The organism is Acinetobacter sp. 70_2 (genome assembly GCF_056736115.1).
Window position 1 is genome coordinate 1,710,800 of sequence record NZ_JBWZIP010000015.1, and the last position, 26,468, is coordinate 1,737,267.

The 26,468-nt window shown below is 39.1% G+C and carries 24 protein-coding genes and 1 pseudogene; 3 read left to right on the forward strand and 22 right to left on the reverse strand.

Annotated elements, in window-relative coordinates; translation table 11 throughout:
- Window positions 1-39 precede the first annotated feature (39 nt).
- The 13 genes from AC1PJ9_RS17120 to AC1PJ9_RS17180 all read right to left on the reverse strand — a co-directional run bounded on the left by AC1PJ9_RS17120 (window position 40) and on the right by AC1PJ9_RS17180 (window position 12,717).
- The gene (locus AC1PJ9_RS17120) at window positions 40-339 is read right to left on the reverse strand and encodes a hypothetical protein (RefSeq protein ID WP_000025441.1); all 300 of its coding nucleotides are present in this window, start codon (window positions 337-339) and stop codon (window positions 40-42) included.
- A gap of 561 nt (window positions 340-900) precedes the next feature.
- On the reverse strand, window positions 901-2,121 hold the full coding sequence (locus AC1PJ9_RS17125; RefSeq protein WP_311087915.1) for a chloride channel protein: 1,221 nt from the start codon (window positions 2,119-2,121) through the stop codon (window positions 901-903).
- Between the two features lie 303 nt (window positions 2,122-2,424).
- The gene (locus tag AC1PJ9_RS17130) at window positions 2,425-4,143 is read right to left on the reverse strand and encodes an acetyl/propionyl/methylcrotonyl-CoA carboxylase subunit alpha (protein ID WP_311088073.1); all 1,719 of its coding nucleotides are present in this window, start codon (window positions 4,141-4,143) and stop codon (window positions 2,425-2,427) included.
- Complete coding sequence (locus AC1PJ9_RS17135) at window positions 4,143-5,726, reverse strand: 5-oxoprolinase subunit B/C family protein (protein ID WP_311087916.1); 1,584 nt, start codon at window positions 5,724-5,726, stop codon at window positions 4,143-4,145. The genes AC1PJ9_RS17130 and AC1PJ9_RS17135 overlap by 1 nt, the downstream gene beginning before the upstream one ends.
- A gap of 32 nt (window positions 5,727-5,758) precedes the next feature.
- Window positions 5,759-6,565, reverse strand: coding sequence for a putative hydro-lyase (locus AC1PJ9_RS17140; RefSeq protein ID WP_311087917.1), 807 nt, complete (start codon window positions 6,563-6,565; stop codon window positions 5,759-5,761).
- A 12-nt stretch (window positions 6,566-6,577) separates the two neighbouring features.
- On the reverse strand, window positions 6,578-7,342 hold the full coding sequence (locus tag AC1PJ9_RS17145) for a LamB/YcsF family protein (RefSeq protein WP_114271545.1): 765 nt from the start codon (window positions 7,340-7,342) through the stop codon (window positions 6,578-6,580).
- Window positions 7,343-7,376: 34 nt separating this feature from the next.
- Window positions 7,377-8,630, reverse strand: a complete 1,254-nt coding sequence (locus AC1PJ9_RS17150; protein WP_077164203.1) for an NRAMP family divalent metal transporter — start codon at window positions 8,628-8,630, stop codon at window positions 7,377-7,379.
- 341 nt (window positions 8,631-8,971) lie between these two features.
- Complete coding sequence (gene mumR / locus AC1PJ9_RS17155) at window positions 8,972-9,883, reverse strand: LysR family transcriptional regulator MumR (RefSeq protein ID WP_004702525.1); 912 nt, start codon at window positions 9,881-9,883, stop codon at window positions 8,972-8,974.
- 90 nt (window positions 9,884-9,973) lie between these two features.
- Window positions 9,974-10,153: a zf-HC2 domain-containing protein gene (locus AC1PJ9_RS17160; protein WP_004702527.1), complete on the reverse strand. Its 180-nt coding sequence runs from the start codon at window positions 10,151-10,153 to the stop codon at window positions 9,974-9,976.
- Complete coding sequence (locus AC1PJ9_RS17165) at window positions 10,147-10,767, reverse strand: RNA polymerase factor sigma-70 (protein ID WP_311087918.1); 621 nt, start codon at window positions 10,765-10,767, stop codon at window positions 10,147-10,149. Before AC1PJ9_RS17165 ends, AC1PJ9_RS17160 begins: the two co-directional genes overlap by 7 nt.
- On the reverse strand, window positions 10,764-11,525 hold the full coding sequence (locus AC1PJ9_RS17170) for an HvfC family RiPP maturation protein (protein WP_311087919.1): 762 nt from the start codon (window positions 11,523-11,525) through the stop codon (window positions 10,764-10,766). Before AC1PJ9_RS17170 ends, AC1PJ9_RS17165 begins: the two co-directional genes overlap by 4 nt.
- Window positions 11,476-12,339 carry an HvfB family MNIO-type RiPP peptide maturase gene (locus AC1PJ9_RS17175; RefSeq protein ID WP_311087920.1) on the reverse strand — a complete coding sequence of 288 codons (864 nt, stop codon included), beginning with the start codon at window positions 12,337-12,339 and terminating at the stop codon, window positions 11,476-11,478. The genes AC1PJ9_RS17170 and AC1PJ9_RS17175 overlap by 50 nt, the downstream gene beginning before the upstream one ends.
- A gap of 69 nt (window positions 12,340-12,408) precedes the next feature.
- On the reverse strand, window positions 12,409-12,717 hold the full coding sequence (locus tag AC1PJ9_RS17180; RefSeq protein ID WP_004702533.1) for an HvfA family oxazolone/thioamide-modified RiPP metallophore: 309 nt from the start codon (window positions 12,715-12,717) through the stop codon (window positions 12,409-12,411).
- A 164-nt stretch (window positions 12,718-12,881) separates the two neighbouring features.
- On the opposite strand from AC1PJ9_RS17180, the gene AC1PJ9_RS17185 reads away from it, so the two are divergent.
- A complete protein-coding gene (locus AC1PJ9_RS17185; protein ID WP_019458644.1) occupies window positions 12,882-13,484 on the forward strand; it encodes an HvfX family Cu-binding RiPP maturation protein in 603 nt (200 codons plus the stop codon).
- On the opposite strand, the gene AC1PJ9_RS17190 is transcribed toward AC1PJ9_RS17185, so the two are convergent.
- The 9 genes and pseudogenes from AC1PJ9_RS17190 to AC1PJ9_RS17230 form a co-directional block, all read right to left on the reverse strand.
- The gene (locus AC1PJ9_RS17190; protein WP_311087921.1) at window positions 13,481-14,278 is read right to left on the reverse strand and encodes an SDR family NAD(P)-dependent oxidoreductase; all 798 of its coding nucleotides are present in this window, start codon (window positions 14,276-14,278) and stop codon (window positions 13,481-13,483) included. The two genes, AC1PJ9_RS17185 and AC1PJ9_RS17190, sit on opposite strands and share 4 nt — an antisense overlap.
- A 91-nt stretch (window positions 14,279-14,369) precedes the next feature.
- The gene (locus AC1PJ9_RS17195) at window positions 14,370-15,314 is read right to left on the reverse strand and encodes a DUF4424 family protein (protein WP_311087922.1); all 945 of its coding nucleotides are present in this window, start codon (window positions 15,312-15,314) and stop codon (window positions 14,370-14,372) included.
- A 212-nt stretch (window positions 15,315-15,526) separates the two neighbouring features.
- On the reverse strand, window positions 15,527-15,844 hold the full coding sequence (locus AC1PJ9_RS17200) for a hypothetical protein (protein ID WP_308960640.1): 318 nt from the start codon (window positions 15,842-15,844) through the stop codon (window positions 15,527-15,529).
- Window positions 15,845-16,093: 249 nt separating this feature from the next.
- The gene (locus AC1PJ9_RS17205; RefSeq protein WP_311087923.1) at window positions 16,094-17,161 is read right to left on the reverse strand and encodes a PoNe immunity protein domain-containing protein; all 1,068 of its coding nucleotides are present in this window, start codon (window positions 17,159-17,161) and stop codon (window positions 16,094-16,096) included.
- A gap of 2 nt (window positions 17,162-17,163) precedes the next feature.
- Window positions 17,164-17,235: pseudogene (locus AC1PJ9_RS17210) on the reverse strand (hypothetical protein); the annotation flags it as partial.
- Between the two features lie 52 nt (window positions 17,236-17,287).
- Window positions 17,288-18,355 carry a PoNe immunity protein domain-containing protein gene (locus tag AC1PJ9_RS17215; protein WP_311087924.1) on the reverse strand — a complete coding sequence of 356 codons (1,068 nt, stop codon included), beginning with the start codon at window positions 18,353-18,355 and terminating at the stop codon, window positions 17,288-17,290.
- 2 nt (window positions 18,356-18,357) lie between these two features.
- Window positions 18,358-19,788 carry a hypothetical protein gene (locus tag AC1PJ9_RS17220; RefSeq protein ID WP_311087925.1) on the reverse strand — a complete coding sequence of 477 codons (1,431 nt, stop codon included), beginning with the start codon at window positions 19,786-19,788 and terminating at the stop codon, window positions 18,358-18,360.
- The gene (locus AC1PJ9_RS17225; protein ID WP_409070590.1) at window positions 19,785-22,847 is read right to left on the reverse strand and encodes a DUF2345 domain-containing protein; all 3,063 of its coding nucleotides are present in this window, start codon (window positions 22,845-22,847) and stop codon (window positions 19,785-19,787) included. The genes AC1PJ9_RS17220 and AC1PJ9_RS17225 overlap by 4 nt, the downstream gene beginning before the upstream one ends.
- Before the next feature lie 200 nt (window positions 22,848-23,047).
- The gene (locus tag AC1PJ9_RS17230) at window positions 23,048-23,608 is read right to left on the reverse strand and encodes a TetR/AcrR family transcriptional regulator (RefSeq protein WP_311087927.1); all 561 of its coding nucleotides are present in this window, start codon (window positions 23,606-23,608) and stop codon (window positions 23,048-23,050) included.
- 709 nt (window positions 23,609-24,317) lie between these two features.
- Between AC1PJ9_RS17230 and AC1PJ9_RS17235 the strand changes: the two genes are divergently transcribed.
- A complete protein-coding gene (locus AC1PJ9_RS17235) occupies window positions 24,318-25,565 on the forward strand; it encodes a serine hydrolase (protein WP_311087928.1) in 1,248 nt (415 codons plus the stop codon).
- Between the two features lie 162 nt (window positions 25,566-25,727).
- Window positions 25,728-26,405, forward strand: a complete 678-nt coding sequence (locus AC1PJ9_RS17240; protein WP_311087929.1) for an HAD family hydrolase — start codon at window positions 25,728-25,730, stop codon at window positions 26,403-26,405.
- Window positions 26,406-26,468: the final 63 nt, after the last annotated feature.

A 26,468-nucleotide genomic window follows, 5' to 3' on the forward strand; every position in this document is an offset into this window, starting at 1 on the left:
TCTATTTAAACTATATTCCGACCTTTTAATCAGATTAATTTAAAAGACATCATGCCGAATAGCCCACACAACCAAAACTAAAATAAACGTAATAAGTGAACTTAAAAATGAAGATATTAATAAAGAAAGAAGTGCTAAGTGATTAGGACCATCTATAGTAAAAAAGTGCGCATTGGTCCAATCTTTAGGAAATAAAATTGCTAAAACAAATAGAGTGATAATAAAAAACGATAAAAACCATATTGGCGCTAAATAGCGAAGCTTCCACCCTGCTTTAACTACAAAATAGCCAATGCCATATAAGAATATAAAAAAAATAGCGAAACCTAATATAGACATAACACCCTCTTTCATATTAATTTTTACATTAACTACTTACCCCTCATTTAAAATTATTATCTTCCGGATGAAATCCAAAAAATATTGCTCCGACTACCCATCCAGATAGATATACAAGCTTACCCAGTTCTGTTATTCCATCACTAAGAATGTGCCACAGCATCAATCCTCCTGTTAAATAGATAGAGAAAAAGAGAAAGCAAAAAACAATTGAAAGTAAAAGAACTAAATATTTATTTAAAAATTTATTAACAGCATATAAAAAAACAGACAAAGACTTTTCAATTAAAAATATAGTGTATCGCCCAACAAGTAAACCTACAAAAAACGTAAGTATTAGAATAAATATTGGCACAGTTTAAGTTATTCCTTTTTTAATATTAAAATAATTTTCTATTTCTCATTATAGTTCCCAACAAGAGATAGAACTTCATTTCTTTTCATTTGCTTATCAATTTTTATTAAGCATTTAATATGCCATTTTTTATCATTGTTATAAAAAAAAGAGAGTTAATAGGAGTTAAGCAATTTGAAACCACTCAACTCCTTACAAAGCCTTAATCAATCCATCAACTTTTTACGGCGATACAACCCACAATCCCCTGAAAATAACGCTGCCAATAAACAAGTAATAATGGCGTAAGTGGCAACATTCATTCCAAATAGTTCAATCGCTAAAATAATAGACGTTAACGGTGCCTTACTTGCCCCAGAAAACAAACTGACTAACCCTAAGCCTGCAAGCAATGAAAGTGGTAGGTTTAAAACCGCCCCTAAAGCATTACCTAATGTCGCACCCACATAGAACAACGGCGTAATTTCACCACCTTTAAAGCCCGAACCTAAAGTAATGGCGGTAAAAACAGTCTTGTTAAAAAAGTCATAAAATTCAATCGGTACATAAAAAGATGCAATGATCTTATCTGTACCTAAACCGTTATATTGCTGATGCGCAGTGAACAAAGTAAGTAACATAATCACAATACCACCGACCATGGTTCTTAATGGCAAATAGCGAATGTATTTATAAAAGAGATCACTTGCCAAGTGAATGGCTGCAATAAAGAAACGCGCAGCTAAACCAAAGACTAACCCTGCCGCGATTAAGCTCATGAGCACGCCAAAATGAATGGCTGGAAACTCGCTAATCACATAGTAGATATGCGGATGAACAATATCGAATAGCTCAGGGATAGTCGATGCAATAAGCGCCGACACAAAACATGGGAAAATGGCTGAGTATCTTAAGTTACCTAAAGCGGTAATTTCTAAACCATAAATTGCACCTGCCAAAGGCAAGCCAAACACCCCTGCAAAGCCTGCACCAATACTGGCGATTAAACAAATTTTTCGGTTATCTTCCGAGATTTTTAATATATGGCTTAGGTGGTCAATTAAGGCACCTGAAAGCTGAACCGCTGGTGCCTCACGCCCTGCCGAACCACCAAACAGTTGCGTTAAAATTGAAGTGATAAAAATGATAGGGCTCATTCGTTTTGGAATAAACGACTTCGGCTGGTGAATTTCATCTAGGAGTAAATGTGTTCCCCGTTCAATCGGTGAACCATATTTTTTAATGAGGTAACCAATACCAAAACCCACGAAAGGCAAAAAGTAGATGAGCCAGTGATGTAAACTTCGGACTTTGTTTGAAATATCAAAAGCGACAAAAATTAAGGTCGATGCCAGTCCAGCTACGACTCCAATCACAATCGAGATGACGAGCCAATAGACACTGTATTTTAGAATTTGATCATATTCAGATGAAGGTAGAATTTTCATTCGCTTTCTTCAATTCGCCTTTGAGTGAGTGCCAAATTCTCAAATTATTTTTATGCCGCCAGCTCATTAAGTGAGAAATGCTTAAACTGGGCTAAAAATTAAAGCTCGCATAAGCGAGCTTTAAATACAGTGATCAATATTTATACCACTAATCTGTGACAAATATCTCATAACCCGTACAGGCTTTCAAGTTGTAAATGGTTAATGAAAACCTGAAAAATGCCTGATTGAGTTAATTAATAAACATTCGATTTGACTTGATCAAACTACAAGCATCATCAAGCCAAATGGCCTATTTAAATATTAATTAATAGTCGCAATCACAGTTTCTGCATGGCAGGTTGCACCCTTCTCTGCACCAATCTGAATCACACCAATACGGTGTGCCAGTACCTGCACTTCCATTTTCATAGCTTCCATAATGGCAACCACTTGCCCTTCGGTTACTTGCTCACCATTTTCAACTTTCCAAGCACTAATCACACCATTAATTGGGGCAAGTAAATGCTCGGCACTCACTTCTGGCTCGACAGTTTGTGCTTGAGCGGCAGTTGCTGGGCCTTGTGCAAACATACCCGCAGGTAAACCTAAACGGTGTAACTTGCCATCAATTTCAATGTAGCTGAGTAGCATTGGTTGTTGATGGTTTGGAATGCCTCGTTTCGTCGGCTTTAACTCTTGTTTAAAATCATTTTCGATCCAACGCGTATGTACATTAAATTCTTCGGTAAAGTCAGGCTCGTTGAGTACCGCGCGTTGAAAGTCTAAAACCGAAGCTACGCCTTCAATTTTAAATTGTTTTAAAGCACGTTTAGCGCGAGCAATTGCAACTTCACGAGTTGGGCCAGTCACAATCAGTTTTGCCATGAGTGAGTCAAAGTGACTAGACACTAGAGAACCAGTACGAACACCAGTGTCCACGCGTACACCGTTACCAAACGGCGCTTCAAATAAACTCAACACACCAAAGGCTGGAATAAACCCACGTGCTGGGTCTTCGGCATTTATACGAAACTCAATCGCATGACCTTGTGCTTTTGGTGTTTCTTTAATCGAAAGCTCATGGCCCTGTGCCACGCGAATTTGCTCAACCACCAAATCGACTTTTGAAGTTTCTTCAGTCACTGGGTGTTCAACTTGCAAACGCGTATTTACTTCTAAGAATGAAAGCTTGCCGTCACGACTTAGTAAGTATTCGACTGTACCTGCACCTACATAGTTTGCAGCCTGACAAATGTTTTTTGCCGAGGTTAAAATTTGCTGGTAAATCTCATCGCTAATAAATGGGGCTGGCGCTTCTTCGACTAACTTTTGGTTACGGCGTTGCAACGAGCAATCACGTGTGCCCAGTACCACAATGTTGCCATGTTGGTCGGCTATGACTTGTGCCTCTACATGGCGCGGTTTATCGAGATATTGCTCGACAAAACATTCACCACGACCAAAGGCAGCTTTTGCCTCGCGTACTGCAGACTCATAAAGCTCTTTCACTTCTTCGAGTTTCCACGCAACTTTTAAGCCGCGCCCACCACCACCAAACGCCGCTTTAATGGCAATCGGTAAACCAAACTGTTTAGCAAACTCTAAAGCTTCATCTGCATTATTGAGTGGATCTTGCGTACCTTGAACTAATGGCGCACCGACCGAAGCAGCAATTTTACGCGCTTCGATTTTATCACCCAGTTTTTCAATAGCACTTGGTGATGGCCCTACCCATTTTAAGCCTGCATCAATCACGGCTTGGGCAAACTCGGCACGTTCAGATAAAAAACCATAACCGGGATGTACCATCGTCGCTTTTGATTTCTTAGCAACTTCAATAATGGCAGGAATATTTAGGTAAGTCTCGCTAGCAGTTGCACCAGCCAAGCCCCATGCTTCATCTGCAAGTTCGACATGCATGCTGCCAATGTCATCATCTGCATATAACGCGATCGATGAAATGCCCATATCACGGCAAGCATGAATAATACGAACGGCAATTTCGCCACGGTTAGCAATCAATAATTTTTCTGTATTCATCATTCATTCTCAAAATCTGTAAATTCGGCAATTTTTTTAAATTTGATGCGGCAACCTGCCGGAATCTGTGCCACCAAGTCCCAATGGTGTTTAGCAACAGAGCCAATGACCGGATAGCCACCAGTTAAAGGGTGATCATTCATAAACAAAACGGGTTGACCACTCGGTGGAATCTGCAAAGCACCAATGCATGTACCTTCACTTTCCAACTCGTAGGTAATTTTGCGAGTTAAAGCCTGCTCACCTGAAAGTCTTAGCCCGACTCGGTTGCTTTCATTGGTTACCAGCCATTCTTGCTGACAGAGCAGTTCAATACTGTCTTGTTCGAACCAGTCAGTGCGTGGCCCCATCACAATGTCTAGCTCAACGACTTCGCCAGCTTTTGGTAAGTCGCTTTTGCCCACTTCATTTACATTAATGTTGGCTGTCTTCACTTTTCCTTGGTAAATGGTATCTCCAAGCTTTAAAGGCTCTGGCCCTAACACTGCCAAGCTGTCAAACGAAGCACTATTGAGTACTGGTTCAACGTCTATACCACCCCGAACTGCCAGATAGTTTCTTAAGCCTGCTGTTGGTGGCTGAATTTGAAATTCATCACCTTCATCCAGATCAATCGGTTGATAGCTTGCAAAGTCTGCGGTTTGACCATCGGTAAATTTCACACGAATGTTTGAAATAGCCCCAGCCACCGCAATAACGCCAGCATGCTGCATTTTGGCTTTTAAGCCACCATTTAAAACTTCAATGACAGGTGTATCAGTTGGATTACCGACAATACGGTTAGCACTATGCATCGCAGACAAATCCATTGCACCCGCCACACCAACACCAATATTGGTCTGGTTTAGGCGCCCTTCGTCTTGAATGAGCATCTGTAAACTTGGCGCAGTAATCGTAAATAGTGGCAGAGATTGTTTCGGCTCAACCTTACGTGTGATTTGCTGCGGTACATTTACAGTGGTTGGACTATGCGTAACATCTTCAAAATGTACATTCATGCCTGGTAAAAGTAGTGCAGGATTTTTACGCTCTAAATCCCACATTTTTTCTGATGTAGTCCCAATCAGCTGCCAGCCACCAGGACTGTCTTTTGGGTAAATACCAGAGTATTTTCCAGCCAAGCCCAAAGAACCTGACGGTATTTTTTTACGCGGAACCGTTAAGCGCGGAATATCGGTAAAAGGTTTATCGGGACTGCTCATATAAGCAAAGCCAGGCGCAAAACCAATAAAAGCCACATTCCACACACTTTGGTGATGTTTTCTAATCACATCAGCTACAGACAACCCTTGTAGCTCGGCAACCTGAGCAAGGTCTTCGCCATCGTAACGAATCGGAACAATCACTTCTTGGCTACTGCGCTCAAATCCAGAATCAACTTTGAGGCTCTGAATTGAAGCAACCAGCGTTTTAAAGTTGGTTTCAATCTCGTTGAAAAAAACCAAAATTGTTTTTGCAGCGGGGACTAAGTCTTTAATTCCATTCAATTGCGTATTTTGCAATTTATTGTATAACACCAAAGTTTCTTCTAGGCTCGCAAGCTCAATCAGGAAACAATCGGCGTTTACCGATAAAAAACGCATTTGCTTATCCTTTTAATTCTTCTTTAGTCCAATTAGCCAATCCAAGCACGGTCAGGAATATCAGTAATAAACATGTGACCAGGTGCATGACTAATCGCAAAAGGAATTTTCGAATTCATCACCGCAGCTTGCGGTGTTACGCCACATGCCCAAAACACTGGGATTTCACCTGCTTCAATACGGGAAGCATCGCCAAAGTCTGGCTTGTTTACATCCTTAATGCCTAAGCTTTCAGGGTGCCCAATATGTACAGGTGCTCCATGCACACTTGGCATACGTGCAGTGATTTTCACTGCTTCACTAATTTGATGAGATGGAATTGGTCGCATGGAAACCACCATATTTCCTGAGATTCGCCCTGCTGGTTCGCACTTGATATTGCTTAAATACATCGGCACATTAGTGTCGTCATGAATATGGCGCACTTCGATGCCCGCTTCTTGCAAAGCTGTTTCAAACGAGAAACTACAACCAATTAAGAAAGTCACCAAATTAGGATGCGCGTTATAAATCTCACTCGCATCGGTCACTTCATCGATCATTTCGCCATCTTTCCAAATGCGATAACGCGGAAAGTCGGTTCGGATGTCTGAATCTGCCGCAAGCTTAGTTGCATAGATGCCTTCTTCGAGCACATCAAGCACTGGACAGCTTTGCGGATTACGGTGTGCATAAAGCAAAAAGTCATATGCCCACTCTTTTGGCACCGAAATCATGTTGACCTGCGTCATGCCCGCAGCCATGCCTGCTGTCGGTTTATCAAAACCTGCACGAATTTTTAAACGCGCATTTAACGCGGCTTCAAGCTGAGCTGGGTCGACTTTAATATCCTTATACATGGTTGCTCATCCTTATGCTTTATTTACAAACGGGCGAATTTCAATATTGTTTTTTACAAGCTCGGCTTTAATGGCTGCCGACATCTCAAGCGCACCGTCAGTGTCGCCATGTAAGCAAATGGTGTCGGCTTGAATTGGGGTAAATACGCCATCAATTGACTCGACCCCACCATTTTTAAGCATAGACACCACACGGCTTGCTACAAATGCCGAGTCGTGCAAAACCGCACCTTCTAGACGACGAGATACCAATGAACCATCGCTGTTATAAGCACGGTCTGCAAATGCCTCAGATACAACTTTTAAACCAGCCGCACGTGCCTGCTCGACTAAGTTTGACCCAGCCAAAGCCACCAAAACCAGTTCAGGGTTATAAATTTTAATCGCATCAATTACTGCCGCTGCCTGTGCTTGGTCATGTGCAATAGTGTTATAAAGTGCGCCATGTGGTTTAACATATTGCACTTTTGAACCTGCCACTTTAGCCAAGCCATCGAGTGCAGAAATTTGATAAAGCACATCGGCAATCAGTTCATCACGTGACAAATCCATATTACGACGACCAAAACCTACAAGGTCTGGATAAGACACGTGAGCGCCAATGGTCACACCAAGCTCAACTGCTTTACGAACCGTTTTTAAAATGCCAAGCGGGTCGCCAGCATGGAAGCCACAAGCAATATTGGCACTGGTCACGACTGGTAAAATCTGGTCATCATTACCCATTTTCCATGAGCCAAAGCTTTCACCCAAATCACTATTTAAATCTACAAACATGACATTATTCCTTTATTACTTTACGCAGTCTGGCTTAAAGCTTGGTCAAATAGTTAAATACTGTCGTAAATGACATATAACCCATCCACCACGTCAGCAGACATGTTAAACCACCCAAAATAAGCAACCATTTGGGATAGTTATAATTACCCATTAAATCTTTACGGCAAGCAGCAACGTATACAAAAATTGTAAGACCAATTGGCAACACCAAACCGTTAAAACCACCGACAAAAATGAGTAGACCTGCCGGAGTTGCACCCAATAACACATACAGCAATAAAGCCAATGCGATAAAGGTAATGGTCGTATAGTTGGTTTGTTTTGGCGTTAAATTCTTTTTAAATGCAGTAAAGAATGAAACCGAAGTATATGCTGCGCCGATGGTGCTACTGATACCTGCTGCCCAGAAAATTAAACCAAATAATTTAAAACCAAATGTACCCGCTGCATATTGGAATGCTTGAGCTGCCGGATTGGCATCATGGCTGGCTAAATCAATAGTTGCACCGCTCACCACCACACCTAAGAATGCTAAGAACAGCACATAGCGCATGATACCGACAACAATAATGCCCTTGGTCGCAGCTTTAGCAACTTCATCAATATTCTCAGGGCCAACCGCGCCTTTATCGAGTAAACGATGTGCGCCTGCATAGCAGATATAGCCACCAACCGTACCGCCAACAATGGTGGTAATAATGGCAAAGTCGATATGATCTGGAGCAAAGGTTTGATGTACAGCTTGCCCAACTGGAGGCATTACAATGACAGCAACAATAATAATCAGCAGGATTTTAAGCAATCCCAACACGATCATGCTTTTATCCATGGCAAGCGTTGCTTTTCTTGATGCAAAAATCAAAATGGCTAAGGCACCACTTAAAATACCGCCCCACTTTGTGTCTAGGCCAAAAAGTGCATTTAAACCTAAAGCCGCACCTGCAATGTTACCGACACTAAAGAAAAAACCGCCCAAAATCACCAGAAACGCCAGTAAATAACCACTACCCGGTAATGCTTTATTGGCAATATCTGATGCACGCATTTGAGTGAGTGTTACTACTCGCCAAATGTTTTGTTGAACGACATAATCAATGAGAATGGAAACTAAAATTGCAAAGCCAAATGCAGCACCTAACTTCACTGTAAATACAGCAGTTTGGGTTAAAAATCCTGGCCCCATTGCAGAGGTCGCCATCATAAAGATTGAGGCAACAATGGCCCATTGGCGATCTGATAAAAAAGAAGATTTCAGTAAAGACATATTAATGCGTTCCTCATCCATTTGAGCTTAACAACGCTATTTCAAGTTGAACCAAGAACATCATTTTTGTCCCAAACGATATTCTTTAATCCTTTAAAATGACAAAGATTCCCTATTCCCCAATCAACTTAATCGGTGATCAAATCTTGTATCTCAAATAAAAACATAGCTCATCCCTACGGACAATAAGACTTTTTACATAAATTTAAATTTATAAGTATTTAATTTTTATTATTTTTTAATTTAATTAAAACTCAGGATAAATTTTACTTATCGAAGCACATAAGCTGCTTTTATGACTTTACATACAAGCAGCGATAATTTAGAGAAGAAAAATGAGATGAAAAGATTACCAACTCTGCTTATTTTTTAATTTGCTCATTCAACCTTTTCATGGCACTCGCCGAGACTTTAACAGCGACCTCAGTTAATTTTTCTTTCAAGGCAACGTCATTTCCGTGAATATAAATAGACGTGAAATGAAAGGTTTTTAAGCGAATAGGTGTATCTAATATCTCCAATCGTCCGTCGGTAATTTCCTTTAAAGCCGTTAAAGTCGGTACGACTGCAATACCTAAACCTTGCTCAGCAAGACGCAACAACGTCGCTAATGAATAACTGGTAATTGAAAGGGGCTCATCAATGCCCTGTTCTTTCATTTTGGCCTTTAATTCTTTATAGGGATAGGTAATTTTTGGATAAGTTAAAATGGTATGCGACATTAAGGCTTTAAAAGACATTTGTCCAATTCCACCTTTAAACGATGGTGCTGCCAAGAAACTCAGTTCAAAGTTACAAAGGGACTGCTCAATACATTCAAAAGCCAAGGTTGGGCCAAGTAAAAAGGCCATGTCCAAGTCACCTGTACGAACGCCTTCTTGTAAATTAGGTGTCAGGTCAACCACAATTTCGACCGAAACTTTTGGAAATTCTTGTTGAACTTTTTCGATATATTCAACCAGCCACGTATACACAATGGTTTCGGAAACGCCTAAACGTATGGTTCCCGTCAGATGCTGGTTTTCGGTAAGCTCTGCGACTAGATCGGTTTCTAAACGCATAAACTTTTCGGCATATTTAAATAAAGTCATACCTTTATGGGTCAGTTTAAACTGCCGCAAGCTTCGGTCTAAAACCTTAAAACCTAATTCATTTTCAAGAGATGTGATTTTTTGAGAGACAGCAGGCTGCGTCGTTTGTAATTTAATTGCCGCCTTATTGAAGCTATTTAACGTCACAACCCAATAAAATGCTTCAAGATTCTTTAAATTCACGTTTCATCCTGTCTTAAAAATTCCTTTACTTTTATAGTATGTAAGCTTTTAACATGTTAAGGCCAGCAATAAATAAATTTTTAACTAAAGTTAGTTATCCAAATTTTTAAATGCTTTGGAAAGCTGACTAATTGTTTTGATCTGTTTTGCATAACGGCGGCATGATCGGCATGCCAACAAATGCAGTTGTAAACTACTTTGCTCACGTAAAAAAAGCGGTCTATCTTGTTTTTCAGACAACAGTTGAGTGGCTTGTCGACATGTCAACATGAACAATCCTCCTTCAATAACCATTTATTTTCTAAGCATTCCCGTAAACGGGTACGACTTCGATACATCAACACATTAAAATTTGAAATAGATAACTCCAGCTTGCTACAAATTTCGTTAGTACTCAGTTCCACCACTTCTCTCATCATAAAAACCTGAGCATATTTGGCAGGCAAATGATCTAAACAGGCTTCAAAAATTATCCAAAAATCTGACTGCTCCATCATTTCTTCAGGGCTTTGCCATGCTTGAGGTGCTTCATATTTATGCCAGTGTCCTGAAGCATCAAACAATTCATCAACACTGAGTTCGCTTTCCTCGTCTTTAAATAATTCAGACATGGCGACCAAGCGTGACTTTTGCCGAACCACATCAATAATTTTATTTTTTAAAATCGCGAATACCCATGTTTTAAACGCAGCCCGCCCTTTAAATGAATCTAAATTTTGAAAAGCGCTCGTTAATGCCTCTTGCACTACATCCTCAGCTTGCGGAAACGAAGACAACTGTAAAAAAGCAAATTTAATCATTTGCTGTCTTAAGTCTTGTAAAAAGGCTGGATTATGCAGTTGATCCCCTAGGTCGTCATGACGTGATGCCGCGGCTGAAGTCATCCTTGTACCTCTTTTAAATCATTGGGAATTTGAATTAATTGTAGCCGAGTTAGTAGATTTTTTAGTTCTTGAATTTGCAGATAAATTTCAGGCTCGGTCAAGTCAACAAGTACAGATCGAATGAGTGCAAAAATATCATGGTCAGTTAACGTTATATTTTGAGTTAAATATTCAATTAGCATAGCAAACAATGGAGAGAGTTGTTCAATACATACTCTGTCCTGATCATCGCGCCAGACCATGACTGCACCCGGTGAAAGCTCAACTTGTTCTTGTGTCGTTAAAGTCGTCCACCTATAAACAGGATATTGATAAACCAATACCCATACTTTGGTGGTTAACTGCCAAGCATAATTTTCATGTAAAACAACATTTTCAATTTCAACAGTGTCTAAATATAATTCTAGCCATTCAAACTGTAATAACTCAGCCAACCAAGGATACTCTTGTAATACTGGATGCTGTTGCTCTGTTAAATACTCTCTAAACTCTAAAGAGATATCATTGTATAAAGGTGAACGACACTCAGCTTTTTGAAAAAACTCGGAGAGTATTTGTTGCCACTTTAACTCTGGCAACATCGCACGAGCGACAGGATAAACTAAGTTAATAAATGAACTGACATTATTAAAAAGTAAATCCCGATAAATTTGCATTCTTTGAGGAGGAAGTGCTTGAGGTATTTCCAAATCAGGATCTCTAATCCAGTCACAAAACTGACGTTGCATGGTTTGGAAGGATATTTGATTTTCCTTCATAGCCAGTCTCCTGTTGTTGAATGAGTTTGATTTTGGCGAGTTCCTCTTCTAATTCTTGCCATGATGGAATATTAAAATCGCGTTCCAATAATGTCGGTTTTATTCCGCATACTTGATAGGTATATCTCAACAACTCCCAAACACGGTCACAAACTTCCGCCCCATGGGTATCGATTAATAAGTTCTTCTGAACTTTTTCATGTCCAGCAATATGTAAGTAACGAATTCGTTCCTTTGGCATGTTCTGAATAAATCCGAATGCATCGCTACCATGATTGGTACTGTTGACATAGACATTATTTACATCAAGAAGCAAATCACAGTCAGCATGTTGAATCACTTCACGAATAAATTCGGCTTCACTCATTTCGGCATTCGGCATGACGTAAGTAGAAACATTCTCTATGACTAATCTTTTCCCTAAAATATCCTGTACACGCAAAATGCGTTCAGCCACATATTTAACAGCGGCTTCCGTCATGGGTATTGGCAACAAATCATATAAATAGCCGCCATCATTTGTATAACTTAAATGTTCAGAATAAATTGGTACTTCGTATTGTTCTAAAAAGCTTTTTACTCGACCTATAAATTCGAGATTAAGTGGATGCGGTCCTCCAATAGATAATGACAAGCCATGACAAATTAACGGTGCTTTTTCTGCACACTGTGCAAGTAATTTTGCATGTCGACCACCAAAACCTAGCCAATTTTCTGGGGCAACCTCAATAAAGTCGGGATATGTTTTTGCCGTTAGAAACGCATCAATAAAGTCACGTCTTAAACCAAGCCCTACACCATTCAACTGCATCATGGTGACTTCTCCTTTTGGAAATGATGCCGACACTTAATAGAAGGCCGACATCATCCATGATCAGATGGTTTACTTAGCGCCACACTTGCCATCAGCAACTTTTTTATCTGCACCGCACTTACCGTCCGCTGCTTTTTTAGTTGCACCACATTTACCATCTGCTGCTTTTTTAGCTGCTCCACATTTTGCTTCCGCAGATTTTTCATGTTTTTTCATTTTGTTAGCTCCGCATTTCGCTTCACCACATTTACCATCAGCTGCTTTAGTTGCATGTACTTCAGTTGTTGTATTGGTTGCTGCTACAGCCATTTGCGTAGCACCTGCAACTGAAAGTGCTAATAATGCTGCCACTGAAGTCATTGAGTTGAGTTTGTTCATTTTCGTATTCCTTTAATGCTAATTTCTCGGTTTGTACACATGTACATAAAGTTAGACGGACCAAATCCTTTTTTATTACACCGTAAATAAAAAAATTTTTTATGTAAGAAATACAGTTTCCATCCGACTAATTATTATTCAATCGCATTGGATGTGAAATTATCATGAAGAACTTTATTTATGGCTTATCTCAATATTATCAAAACCTCGGTAAGTCTTTACAACATATTGACGGCATTGCCGCATTGGCTATTCGATTGTATCTAGTTCCTATATTTTGGATGGCGGGTACAAATAAACTGATGCACTTCAACGACATTGTCGAATGGTTCGGCAGTTCAGATGGTGGATTGGGCCTTCCTTTTCCCTATTTAATGGCCGTGCTTGCAACGTCAACTGAACTAGCAGGTGCAATACTTTTAACATTAGGTTTATTTACCCGTTTAATTAGTATTCCACTCATTATTACCATGTTGGTTGCAATATTTACGGTACACCTCCCGAATGGATGGCAAGCAATTGCTGATCCGCATGCACCCTTTGCCAACATGCAAGTATTGGCTTCCGCTGAAAAGTTAGATAAAGCTCGTGAAATCCTACAGAACTATGGCAACTATGACTGGCTTACATCGAGCGGCTCGTTTGTTATTTTAAATAACGGAATTGAATTTGCCGCGACCTATATGGTGATGCTATTTGCTCTACTTGTACTTGGAGGCGGCCGTTATTTTAGTTTAGATTATTGGATTAAAAATAAACTGCACTAATCGATTATTGCACCAGCAGTCATGTTTACAACCGTTGCGGTCATTGAGTTCGCATGCTCTGATGCAAGGAAAGCAACGGTTTCTGCAACTTGTGAAAGTGTGGGTAATCGCTTTAGCATAGCACCCTGAGCAGCACCTTCAAGCCATTGTCCTATGCTGAGTCCCATGGCCTGTGCTTTAGACTCAAACAATTCACGTGTATAAGAACCCGCTTGAACAGCATCAATAATTGCATGTGAGCGCACACCGAGTACCCGTATATTATTAGGGCCTAGCTCACTGGCAAGAGCTTTAATAAAGGCCTCAATTCCAGCACAGCCCACAATATGTCCTAAATGCCCCGGTATTGCCATTCGTGCTGAAGGTGCCACAATTGAAATGATGGTTCCACCGCGCTTACCGCCCATATAAGGAACCACAGCTTTAGAGATATTAAACTGCGCCGTTAGAAATGGATTTATTCCCCCGACGAACTCATCAAGATTTAATTCAAAAATTTCTTTCCCTTGATTATGTATAAAACTCGTCGCATTAATGACGGTATCTAAGCCATTCGTCGCTTGGGCAATTTGAGCAACTGCCTCACTGGTTGCTTGGCTATCTAGCACATCAACACTAACGATATGTATCGCGCCTTCGTATTTTTGTAGTTGTGCCGCGATGTTTTGCAGTTTATTTAAATCTCTTGCGCATAAATAAACATGCGCTCCTTCACGAAGGAAAACCTGCGCAATCGCAGTGCCAATTGCACCGCTGCCTCCAAAAATTACTGCTACTTTTCCCTTGAGCAACATGCGGCATCCTCTTGTTATTGTGCGCCATGGTTAGGTTATGACACACAATCAAAAGTGATGCAATTTTATACAGTTTAGAGTTTGTATGAGCTTATGGCAGATGAACAAAAATAACGTCTAAGTCTTGTTTTGGTACAAACTTGGTTTTGGTCATTTGAAATTGAGTCGGACTAATTTTGTTGACTTTGCCATCCCAACAAAATGAAACCAGTTCACCTTTATCACGTTCAATTGTTAACTTAAATTTTTCAATAGGCTTTGCCCAGTTAGCACCTGTCGTCAAAATATAGCCTAAAGCACTAAACGGCGAATGTTCTGCCTGAGCTTTTTTAAGACCCTGCTTAAATTGTTTATCCATACAAAATTGCTTGCTATCTTCGTCTGGATATAGCGCAACAGAACCACCGACCAAAGGTTTATATTCATGATGAATTTTAGTCAAACTATTGGCTTTAAAGGTTTGCTTCCAGCTATAAATGACTTGAGATGACCACGGGATCACATCATCTTTTTCAAATTGGGCTAAAATTTTCTGCATTTGTGGTTTATTACATTTGTTTAGCTTATCTTGATAATTCAAATAATCATAGTTACTACGAATCCATGGATTCAGCATGTCTTTTTCAGTAAAGCCACATTGCTTAAACTCTTCGGTTACATCCATTAAAGGTGATTTTTCATCTTTTTGAATAAACGTTCTGACATGCATTTCGGGTTTTATATTTTGACCATCCACTACAATTTTAAAGCTTTTTAAAAGTGCGTCTGTGTCTGCAAAATCAGCTTCAAAAAAGTTATCTACATGTGGTAGCGGAAATAAAATCGTTTCAGTGACGTCTTTATTGCTTAGGTTTTTATATAGATAATCGACTTTAATTCGTTTTTTACTAATAAATAGATCTTCACTTTGCATCTCAATTTGTGAATTTTTAAGATATTGAATGCCCCCTGTACCGACATAACCCGTCGAATCATTGGCTAAGCTATAGCTTGAAAGTGGAATCAAAACAGCTAAGATTATTACAAGCTTTTTCATTTTAAAGTCTCTATATCGTTTTTTGATTATGAAATATCAACCTAAATGATAGCTGTTTTAAGATTAAGTGCTGTTAATATTTTTGATTCTTCTAAACCATACCAATATAAAATAGGGTAAATAGATTGCATCAACCACCCTTAAATGTGATTGATGCATTTTAAATTAAGAATAAATGAAGCGAATTTATTCTTTTATAGCTTTACACGTGATTACTTCGCTGCATTCACACCAACAATAAACTGGCTACAATTAGAACCTTCAGAAGCATTACTTAACTGCTTTTCAGAAAACTTAAATTTTGATGCCACAGAAGCATAATCTTTCTTAAGGGTTTGACCTGTAAGCTCACCTAACTCTTTTACTTGTTCAGGCTTTAAAATTCCGTGTTCAACTGCCTGATTGACCATTACACATGCGGTGGTCATCGCATCATAACGTGCGGCAGTTTTAGAATAACCTAGAGCACCGATCACACCACCAACAATTAAACCGACTACTACAGCCAAAGTTACATGCATTTTATTCATTTTAAATACCTAAAAATTTAACGAAAAGGTGAGCATCATAAGAGTTTGTGCTCAAGTAGAATTAAGATAACTGCTTTTATTTGATACTAAAAGTTAGATTCTGTCAGATTTATTGATAGTTGAGGTATCTGTTAAGTTCCAAAAAACTTGTTGTGATTGCCAACCTTTCTATTTTGAGTTCTTTCTTTTGCCAGCATTTACTTTGACTACTATCGTTACATTTTAATAACTAATAATCTCAGTCCTCATTTAATTCTCACCATCCCAGCACCAATGCACTTCACCCCAGTGCATTTCTGAAAGTATTGGCAATATGGCTCCTTGCGTAAAATACAGTCGTGTATCAGGTTTAGCTGGAGTAATCCAATAGCCTGTTTTAATATAAGCTTCGCCACCTTTTACTTTTATACGTTCTGGCTGTTCCTCATTTGGAACCACATTTGATTGTGTTCGCGCAAAATCTACTAAGTCTTTTGGATAGAACTCATGATCACGGTATAAAGCATCATCTATATCTAACAGCCATGTCACCGCGGCTACTTCCCATGACCAATAGCCATAATAGCTAACGCCCGACCTCAAATCAGTTTGTGGATGTTGATCATGATAAGGCTCTCTTCGACTCGCCTCATACCAGCTTTCTAAATATCGCAGCATTAACGCTGGGCGTTGCTCAGGTGCAGCATTAAACACCTTAATTAACTTTCGATAAGGCAAATGTCGTCTAGCTTCATCAGGTGGAGTTCCACGGTCTGCTACAAATGGGGCAACCAGTCGCTCGATTAAACCATCTTTTTCTTGCCCTTCTGGTGTGGCTTCAACATAATCAATAATCGGCATAATCCGGTACATTTGGTCTGCATAGCCAGTCAACAAACCAAAACAGATCAAACGTAAAGCAACATACCAATAATCTTCTGTACCTAAACTGATATGCCAGACATAGCGACCACCAGCATCAGGGCTTAAATTATATAAATGACTGGTTTCAGCATATTCTTCAGTCCAATGGAGTAAGTAAGGATAAAGCTCTTTAATAAAGCCAATATCCCCACCCGCTGAATATTGTAAAGACATCAAATCTAAAGCATCTCTTAAACGCTGATGACCCGCAGCAATGTATCCACCAAACTTCTTTTCATTCTTATAATTACTAAAGCCATCAGTAACCGAATACAATCCATTTACAAGCTCATCAAAGTTTTCATGATAATCCTGTTTTAATAAATGATTATCTCTAAAATTGTTCTCATCAGTAATTTCCAAGTCTAGCCATTTTTGCCAATCTATTTCTTGATCATTGACTGTTATTGACATTCTTAACGCTCCAGCATTGCATTGGGCAATACAAATTCTAAAGTAATCGCATGTCTAGTCACTGTACGGGTACATGTCTGTTGAAATTGTAAATATCTAAATAGAAATGCCCTTACAAGCATTTAATTAGTTCTCACCATCCCAGTACCAATACACTTCACCCCAGTCCGTTTCTGAAAGGATCGGCAAGATTGCACCTTGCGTAAAATAAAGTCGTGTATCGGGTTTAGCTGGAGTAATCCAATGACCTGTTTTAATACAAGCTTCGCCACCTTTTACTTTTATACGTTCTGGCTGTTCCTCATTTGGAACTACATTTGATTGTGTACGCGCAAAATCTACTAAGTCTTTTGGATAGAACTCATGATCACGGTATAAAGCATCATCTATATCTAACAGCCATGTCACCGCTGCCGCTTCCCATGACCAATAGCCGTAATAATTTCTTCCTGAACGGATATCTGTTTGTGGATGTTGATCATGATAAGGCTCTCTACGGCTCGCCTCATACCAACCTTCTAAATATTGCAGCATTAAAGCGGGGCGTTGCTCAGGTGCAGCATTAAACACCTTAATTAACTTTCGATAAGGCAAATGTCGTCTAGCTTCATCAGGTGGAGTTCCACGGTCTGCTACAAATGGGGCAACCAGTCGCTCGATTAAACCATCTTTTTCTTGCCCTTCTGGTGTGGCTTCAACATAATCAATAATCGGCATAATCCGATACATTTGATCAGCATAGCCAGTCAACAAACCAAAACAGACTAAACGTAAAGCAATATACCAGTAGTCTTCTGTACCTAAGCTAATATGCCAAACATAACGCCCATCGGCATCAGGGCTTAAATTATATAAATGACTGGTTTCAGCATATTCTTCAGTCCAATGCAGTAAGTAAGGATAAAGCTCTTTAATGAAACCAATGTCCCCACCCGCTGAATATTGCAAAGACATTAAGTTCAGAGCATCGTATAAACGTTGGTGACCCGCAGCAATATAACCACCAAACTTCTTTTCTTTTTTATAATTACTAAAGCCATCAGTAACTGAATACAAACCATTTATAAATGTATCAAACCTTTTGTGATACATTTTTTTTTCTAAAAGATTATCTCTAAATAAATTCTCATCGGTAACCTCTAATCCTAACCATTTCTGCCAATCTATTTCTTGATCATTGACTGTTATTGACATTCTTAACGCTCCAGCATTTCATTTGGCATTACAAATTCTAAAGTAATCGCATGTGCAGTCACGGTACGGGTACATTTTGGTTTATCCAGACCTTTACACTGACTATGATGATCAAATAGATTTCCCGTAATCGTCACTAAACTCCGATCATAAGGGCACTGTACCGCAACTGTTTTACCCATTCTTTTTTCAGTACTTGCTTTAAACTTAACTCTTCTCCAAGCCTCAATATCATCTTCCAACTCATCATGCGCAGGAATAATTTTAGCACTACCAATTTTTTTCGAAATCCAAAGATGTGACATTTGCACACCGTCACCAACTGTTGTACCTACTGACCGTTTTGCTTTACTTTCCTGATCAGATTTCATGTAAACATCTAAACCCATTCTTAAAGCAGCCATTGCAGCTTTAGGGGTCATCAGTTTTTTATGGCTAGCCAAATTCGTCGATTTACTATCTGTAACACGGTACTTATGCCCAATACTACTGCTATGCCAGACATGGTCAATACCATTGTGACCAGTATCATGATATTCATACAACACACCATTATTATTAATTTTGCTGCGATTCTTTTTCCGCTTCACAAAGTAATAATCCGTGATGTGTTCACCACCCGAACCTAGTTCCTGATTGCTACGCTTCTTTGATTCTCTTTTGGTTGATGTATTCTTGCTTCCTGTCTTGGCTGTATTACCACTGGTATTTTTAAGAACCTGACCATTCTGCTGTGTACGTGGCGCAGAAGTGGAGTTAGGCTTCTTTGAACCCGATGTATGAACGGGTGCCTTCGCTGTGGTATTCGGGTATGGTGTTGCCAAAGCTTTTTTATGGGCTAATTGCAAATCTTGCATCACCATTTCGATTTGCTTGTTCGCAACTTTTTTCATTTGTTTCAGTTGCAACACAAGTGTCTTTAATCGCGCTTGTCCCAAGACTGCTCTGGTCATCCAGCTATCAAAAACATCAATTAAGCCATCAATCATTTTATTACTAGTGGTCTGCAACTCTTTCGTATAAGCGCTCCAGTTTAAGTTACGAAACCATTTTTCAACATTGCCACGCATGGTTTTGCTAGGGATCGCATCTAATATCGCCCCCATGGCCTTACCTGAGCGCAATTGCTTAAATACAATTTTAAGTCCATCTCCAGCTACAGGAACAAACGCAATTAAATTAAAGACTAGGTCAAACCAGTTATCTTTATTGTTGGGGTTTTCTGCAATTTTGACAATTGAAACAATCACATTACCAACATCAACACCTTGACCAACAAAAGGGATGCAGCCAATCACAACAGCTACAATAATTTGTGCCGGGCTTGACCCACTCCCGTCTAATACACCTTTTATCCAGTCTGCTGCCGATTGTTCCCCTTTCTGGGTTACTCTAATCGTTTTAGTAGGTGATTTTGCAACGGCTGTACTCATAAATCTTCCCCAAGCCCCACATGTGGAGCTGCTTGTTCACTCAATGGGATTTCTTCTGCATGATCAGCAATAGCATCATCTGGGTTATTTTGTTGTTTTAAATCTTTTTCCACATAATCATTAATATGATCATCGTACTCAATACCCTGCCCATCTATCATCGCTTGTATTTCATCAGGGAAATATTCATCTAATAAGTGGTCAAGCTCTTGCTTGTTATATTGTTCGATCAATTGTTCTGCTGCCACAATACTCATCACTTTTTTATCTTTAAAGCTATTCTGCTGTTTGGGTTGATCTGGTTTAGCCTCCATATTGCTAAAACCGTAATAGACCTTAGGCTGGATTTTATCAGCAGGAATCTGAACTTTAGCAGAACCACTACTATCCAGAAGGCCTTCTTGTATCGTGCCATCCTGAAATATAAGCTTATACGGGGCTTGAGCAACTGGTTTTAAATCGTCATATACATATTTAAGTTCAAGTTCTTTAAGTGGCATATTCAACTGAGGTAAAGCAGGTAAATTAGCAGAAGCACCCCCTCCCCCCATAAACACATGCTGCCCAGCTTTCACCTCAAACTTACCGCCAGTGACAGGGAAAATGCCTGAGCCATTAATCTTGATTTGAGAACTACCGGCTGTAATCACAATTTCTTTAGAAGCATTAATAGCAATTTTGTCTTCTGTTGAAATAATCTGAATGCCTTTACGAGCAATTAAATCTGCTCCATCACCTTGGGCTTGTATTTCAACTTTTCCTTTGCCCGCATACAGCCGTGCTCCCTGTTGCGCTGCAAAAAAGCTAATCTTATTTTGAGCATGTGCAATCAGGTTCTTTTGAGTGCTTATATTAATGCTGTCGCCGGCACTTTGGCTTAACTGACCATCTGCGCTTAGGTGTATGTCTTCATTACTCGCTACCGCAATACTGTTAGGTGCAGTTAATACCATCAAGGCTTGCTTGAATGCGGCCGCTTTGTCTTTATCTTGCTGTTCAATCTGTTCTAAGAAAGTTTTTAGATTATCTAATACTTCCAATGGGTCAGTTTGCTGGTTTTTAGCCACTTCGCTAAGTGCCTTAGCATTATTAAGACCACCTTCTATTTGTTGTTTGGCATCGGCTGCGTCTAAATGTGTGCCTTGAGCTTGATCTTGTTTATGAGTGGTAATGAGTAAGCCTTTACCTGCTCTAACAGCACCCCACTGGTCAGTTCTCAGTTCAAAACCTTCGCCACGACCATCACTTTGCGCTTTGTCTTTTGGATGGCTTAAGTTACCTAAGTTTAACTGACTAGCCGCATGGCTACTTTGTAGCTGAGCACTAATTTGTCCAGTCGTATCATCAAGACGTAGTTGGTTAAAACCTTTGCCACCTACTTCTTCTGACCGAATACCACTCAGCTTTTTAGTGTCGGGTAGGTGTCCTTTCTGGTCAAACTGGGTCGGGTAGCGTTCAGCTTCGTGAATACGTCCTGCCACAAATGGTCGGTCAACATTACCGTCAAAGAAATCAATCACAACAATTTCACCGACACGTGGCAAGAACCGTACCCCATAACCTTTTCCAGCCCATGGGGTTAAAACATCAACCCAAGCCGAGTCTGTGTCATTGTCGTTACTTCCTGCTCCACTATCATGGCGGTGGTCATCAGCTCGGGTAAACAAGAAACGAACTTTAATACGTCCCCATTGATCAACATAAATTTGCTCACCTTCTGGTCCAACTACACGCGCACGTTGTACAGAGGCTTTAGGTCGATTTTCCAAAGGTTGATACTCTGGAACGACTTTAATATTACGGCGTTGTAAAATCAGTTCATTACCTTGGCGCTCGTCTGTCTGACTCGCTTGCCAATGGCTTTGTTGAACTAAAGCTTGAATTTGTTGGTTTAAGTCTTTCGGTAAGTTGTTTTGGTTATAGTAATGCTTACCAATGATTAGAAACTCTTTATCCGCACCGTCATGAAGATCAATTTCAGGATGTTCATTCAGCTCAAACCAGTAACCAACTTGGGTATCTCGTACAGTGGTTTGGGCAATAAACTGTTTAGACTGGGCATCATGGTAAGCGCTTAAGTTCTGATTGAACTTTTCTAATTGTTGATTACTTGCTGAGGTTGCATCATCTTCACCTTTTAAATCTTGCATCCATGCCGGACTAAAGTGCCATGCATCTTCAAGACTTAAACTTTGATTGTCATAGTTAGAACTATGCTCATGTTTGCTTTGTACACTACCCACCCCATCTTTTTGCTCTAATACATCTGACTGCCAACGCTGCACAAAAACAGAAGTCGGCTGTAAACTACGGTCAGCCATTAAGCTGGTCATGCTATCAAATTGTTCAGTTGCATGACTTCGATGGTAGCGAATTGTTCTTCTTGTTAAAGCTTGATATTGGTTATTGTCATCAATAAGACGTAACTTTTGTGGCTGAATATGATCTGTATTGCTTGGTACAGTAAGCTCAGTTTCATCAATAAGCCAGTTAATGCCTTCACTACGCCATAAACGAGTTAAAAAGTCATAGTCACTTTCATTGAGCTGCATTACAAAAGGACGGACATCGTAGGTCTGTTTCAACCCGCTCAAATCTAAAGTCAGACTAGATGCAAATAATGGACTTTTCCCCTGCCATTCCTGAAAAAGAATCTCACTAATTTCTTTCACACTCTTGTTCATAAACACACGACTGTTTCTGCGTTTATGCCAGAGATAAGTTGGATCACTTATGGTGAGTTTATATAAGGTTAGAGCACCATCACTTTGCCCCTGTGATGCTCCTGTAATAATACCTGTAGTACGGAAAAAACTTCCTCGATCTGTTACTTGGTCAACAGCAACCCGCACTCCAATAAATGTCTTGAGTGCAATATGGGCATTAGTTGATAAGCAAATCAGCTCGGCTGTCATGCCCTGATTAAGAGAATGTTGCCCATCTATACGTTGTAAGAAAACCTGACTATTCAGTGATGCATCTGAAAACTGGAGATACACCGAACGATGTTGTGAGAGAAAACCTATACTCTCTAAAACTTGGGAAATATTATTAAACATTACATTTTTATAAATTGGGGTCATAATCAACTATATTTTATAACAAAATATACAGAACTGTCTATTTTATGGTATTTAAAAATAGGTTTACATGCTGATGAATTACACTTAATTAATACTAAATTAATGGTGAGCGCTACTCACCTACAATGCTCGCACTTCAGTAATCCCAAGCTCTACCATTAATTTAAAAAATTCATTTATGTTAAACACATAGGCTTAAAGAAATACTCCACGGCTACATCCCTGTGTTTCAAACTGTTTGTACCTAGAAACTCAAACATTAAACCATCTATTAAGTTTAAAACCATCTCAGCATCTGGTTTTAACGCATGTATTTCTAAGCTAAAAATCAAATCAAAAATCTCATGAAGCAACCATTTCCTATACTCAACTGCCATACGGTAAGCCTGCGGGTAAGCTACTTTAATTTCAAAAAAGGCTTTAAGTAACAAGTGATACAGACTATTAGAGTTAACATGTAGTACCACTATTTCTTTGAGTTTATCGATAGGCGTGCGGTAATGGCTCGAATAAATAATCGCGAGCACTTCTTCTTTAAGTAAACTTTTTTGAAAGGCAATGCACATTTCAATCAGACCCTCTTTTGAACGAAAGTAGTTGTAAAGCGTAGCTTTTTGAACTTCGGACTCTTTGGCAATCAGATCTACGCCTGCTGTGTGGAATCCGTAAGTTGTAAATAGTCGAATAGACGTACGGATAATGTGTAATTTTTTGGAAGAGGTTTCTAAATTTCGCATAGTTTTTACCGTTATAAATTCTTGTTGTTTCTAAAAGAGAAAAAAGCCTGTGCCCTTTTTGGGAGAAAAAAAGGCACAGCAAAGCCGTAAAGACTGTGCTTGGCACATCTCAAGTTTTATTGTTGATACAAATTTTTGAGCCGTAATGACTTAAAGCCTGAAAACCTTAAAGGTCATCAAGCTGTTTAAAGATGATTTAAGTGGTGTCGTTATAGCTTTTGGCATCGAGAGCCAAGAAATAATGAATGTGCAAAGCCAACTCCTTCTATTGGGAGTTCTGCCAGACATTAAAATTATGGTGGCAGAACGGAAGAGGGTTGACAGACTGGTAGGACTCCAGCACACACGAATGTGTCCCTCTCCCGTCCTACCGCTACGGGAGGGAACGAGAAGTACACATAGAAGTATCCCTCAGAAAGGAATAAATCTGATGCGGTCCTAAGTGGTCTGTCAAAACCACCTGGCAATGTAGGCCAGTCCGGAAAGGATATTATCCAAGTTACGTGCAGTCAAGCACACAAAATGACATTTGCTTTAAAATAAATCATTAAAAAGTAAGGGTAAATAATTTAGTTTTATTATTAAATTAGGGTTTATAAAATCGAAGAAATTTATATAGATATATAAGTTTTGATGGGTCAAAATGAATGTTTATTTTAAAACCATTTATAAAAAACTGTAGATGAGTCTGAATATAAGAGGACATTTAATGAAGAACTTTCTCACCAAGAAAATGTACACAACTAGAGCTTTATTTTTTGCTGTAGGCGTTATGGCTTTGAATGTTTCCCCTATTGTTATTTCTATTACTCATGCAGCGACAGAACAAAAAATGGATAATTTATCGACTAAGCTTTCATCAATTTTTGCAGATAAACCCGTAGAACCTGCTTTATTTAGTCCTCAATTTTTAGGACAAGTTTCCATAACACAAATTCAAAAAATCGTTGATGATTTAAAAGCCTCTTTAGGCACGCTTAAAAGTATTAATGTTTCAAATGGCTCTGGGACGATTGATTTCGAGAAAGGAGAACTACCTGTTTCAATTAGCTTAGATGAGCAAGGGCAAATTAGCACCCTTTGGTTTAGCGCGCCTCATTTTAAGACCGTAAGCCTAGACGAAATGGTTAAAGGACTACATGAAAACGCAGTCGGTAAAACCTCTATTTTAGTTGTTGTAGATAACAAACCTGTGGTTGTTGAAAACGATAAAACCCCGATGGCTGTGGGTTCAACTTTTAAGTTACTTGTTTTAAAAGCATATGAAGATGCGATAAAAAAAGGCGAATTAAAAAGAGAAACTATTGTTTCTTTAAAAGAAAAGAATCGCTCATTGCCAACTGGAGTTTTACAAAACTTGCCTAATGGTACACCTGTAAATCTGGAACTTCTCGCGCAGTTAATGATACAAATTAGCGATAATACAGCAACCGATAGCCTGATAGAGGTATTAAAGAAACCTCGTATAGAAGCGTTGTCACCTAGAAACATCCCGATGCTGACAACACGAGAGCTATTTCAACTGATTGATCCAAGTAATGAAAAGCTAAAAAATAAGTTTAAAACAGGTACAAAGTCGGCTCGTCTAGAAGCGCTCTCTGAGCTAGGCAAACTCCCGCTACCGAGTGTGAGTAGCATTGGAAAATCGGCGACTTGGCAAGATGCTGAATGGTATATGTCAGCCAACGAGATTTGCCCTCTGCTTGAAAGTGTTCAAGATGCCCCTGCTCTGAACAGTTCTTTAAATCCATTGTTTAAAAATTTAAATTGGCAAAAAATTGGTTTTAAAGGTGGTTCCGAATACGGCGTGATTAACTTTTCCGTGATTGGTAAAACTCAAAAAGGTCATAAAGTTTGTGCAGTATTTACCGCAAATGGAAATGAGCCGCAGCCTGAGTCAAAACTGGCAATATTATTTACAGGCATACTTCAAGCCGTTGATTCTATGAATCCTTAACTATAAAGACCCATCATGACTAGAAGGCATTTAGCAACGCCTTATGATGGGTTGTTTTTGATTTGGAGTTATTCAGAAAAGAATCGTAAAAGTATTTTAATTAAACTGAACAATAAATAGAAATTCGCTATAAGTATTAATCTATTTCTTAAAGATTTTAAAATGAAAAAAGTACTTTTGTTTGACCTAGACCAAACCATTCTTAATCGCAATGAATCGCTTATAAAATTTCTAAATTGGCAAGTAAACTTCTTCAAATTAGTACCACAAGAATTAAAAGAGTCTTTTATTAAAAGCTTCATCAAGTTAGATAACAATGGAAGTGTTTGGAAAGATATTGTTTATGATCAATTAATTAAAGACTTTAATATTAAAGGATATGATACAAATGAATTGCTACAGTCTTATATTAATAATTTTAATAAATTCTCTACAGCTTTTGAAAATGCTCAAAAAACCATTCAAAACCTTCATGCTCAAGGATATACATTGGGCTTAGTATCAAACGGAAAAACACCGTTTCAAGAACATAATTTTTATGCTTTAGGAATAACAGATTATTTTTCAACTATCGTGATTTCTGAAGCCATAGGTTTAAGAAAACCTGACCCAGCAATTTATCTATATGCTTGCACTCAATTGGGCTGTAAACCATCCGATTGCATTTTTATTGGAGACAATCCCAAAGCAGATATAGAAGGTGCCAAAAAAGTGGGTATGCAAACAATATTTTTCCACCCAACTCTCACTCTTGAACACCCTCTTTCTGATGCAAGTATTAATCATTACGATGAACTTGAAGAAACAATTAAGAGATTAGTTACTAATCCCCTTTATTAAGCCAATCAATATTATAAAAAGCTTAATTTAAATGCTTTGATAAAGTATTTAGCCTATTTTGAG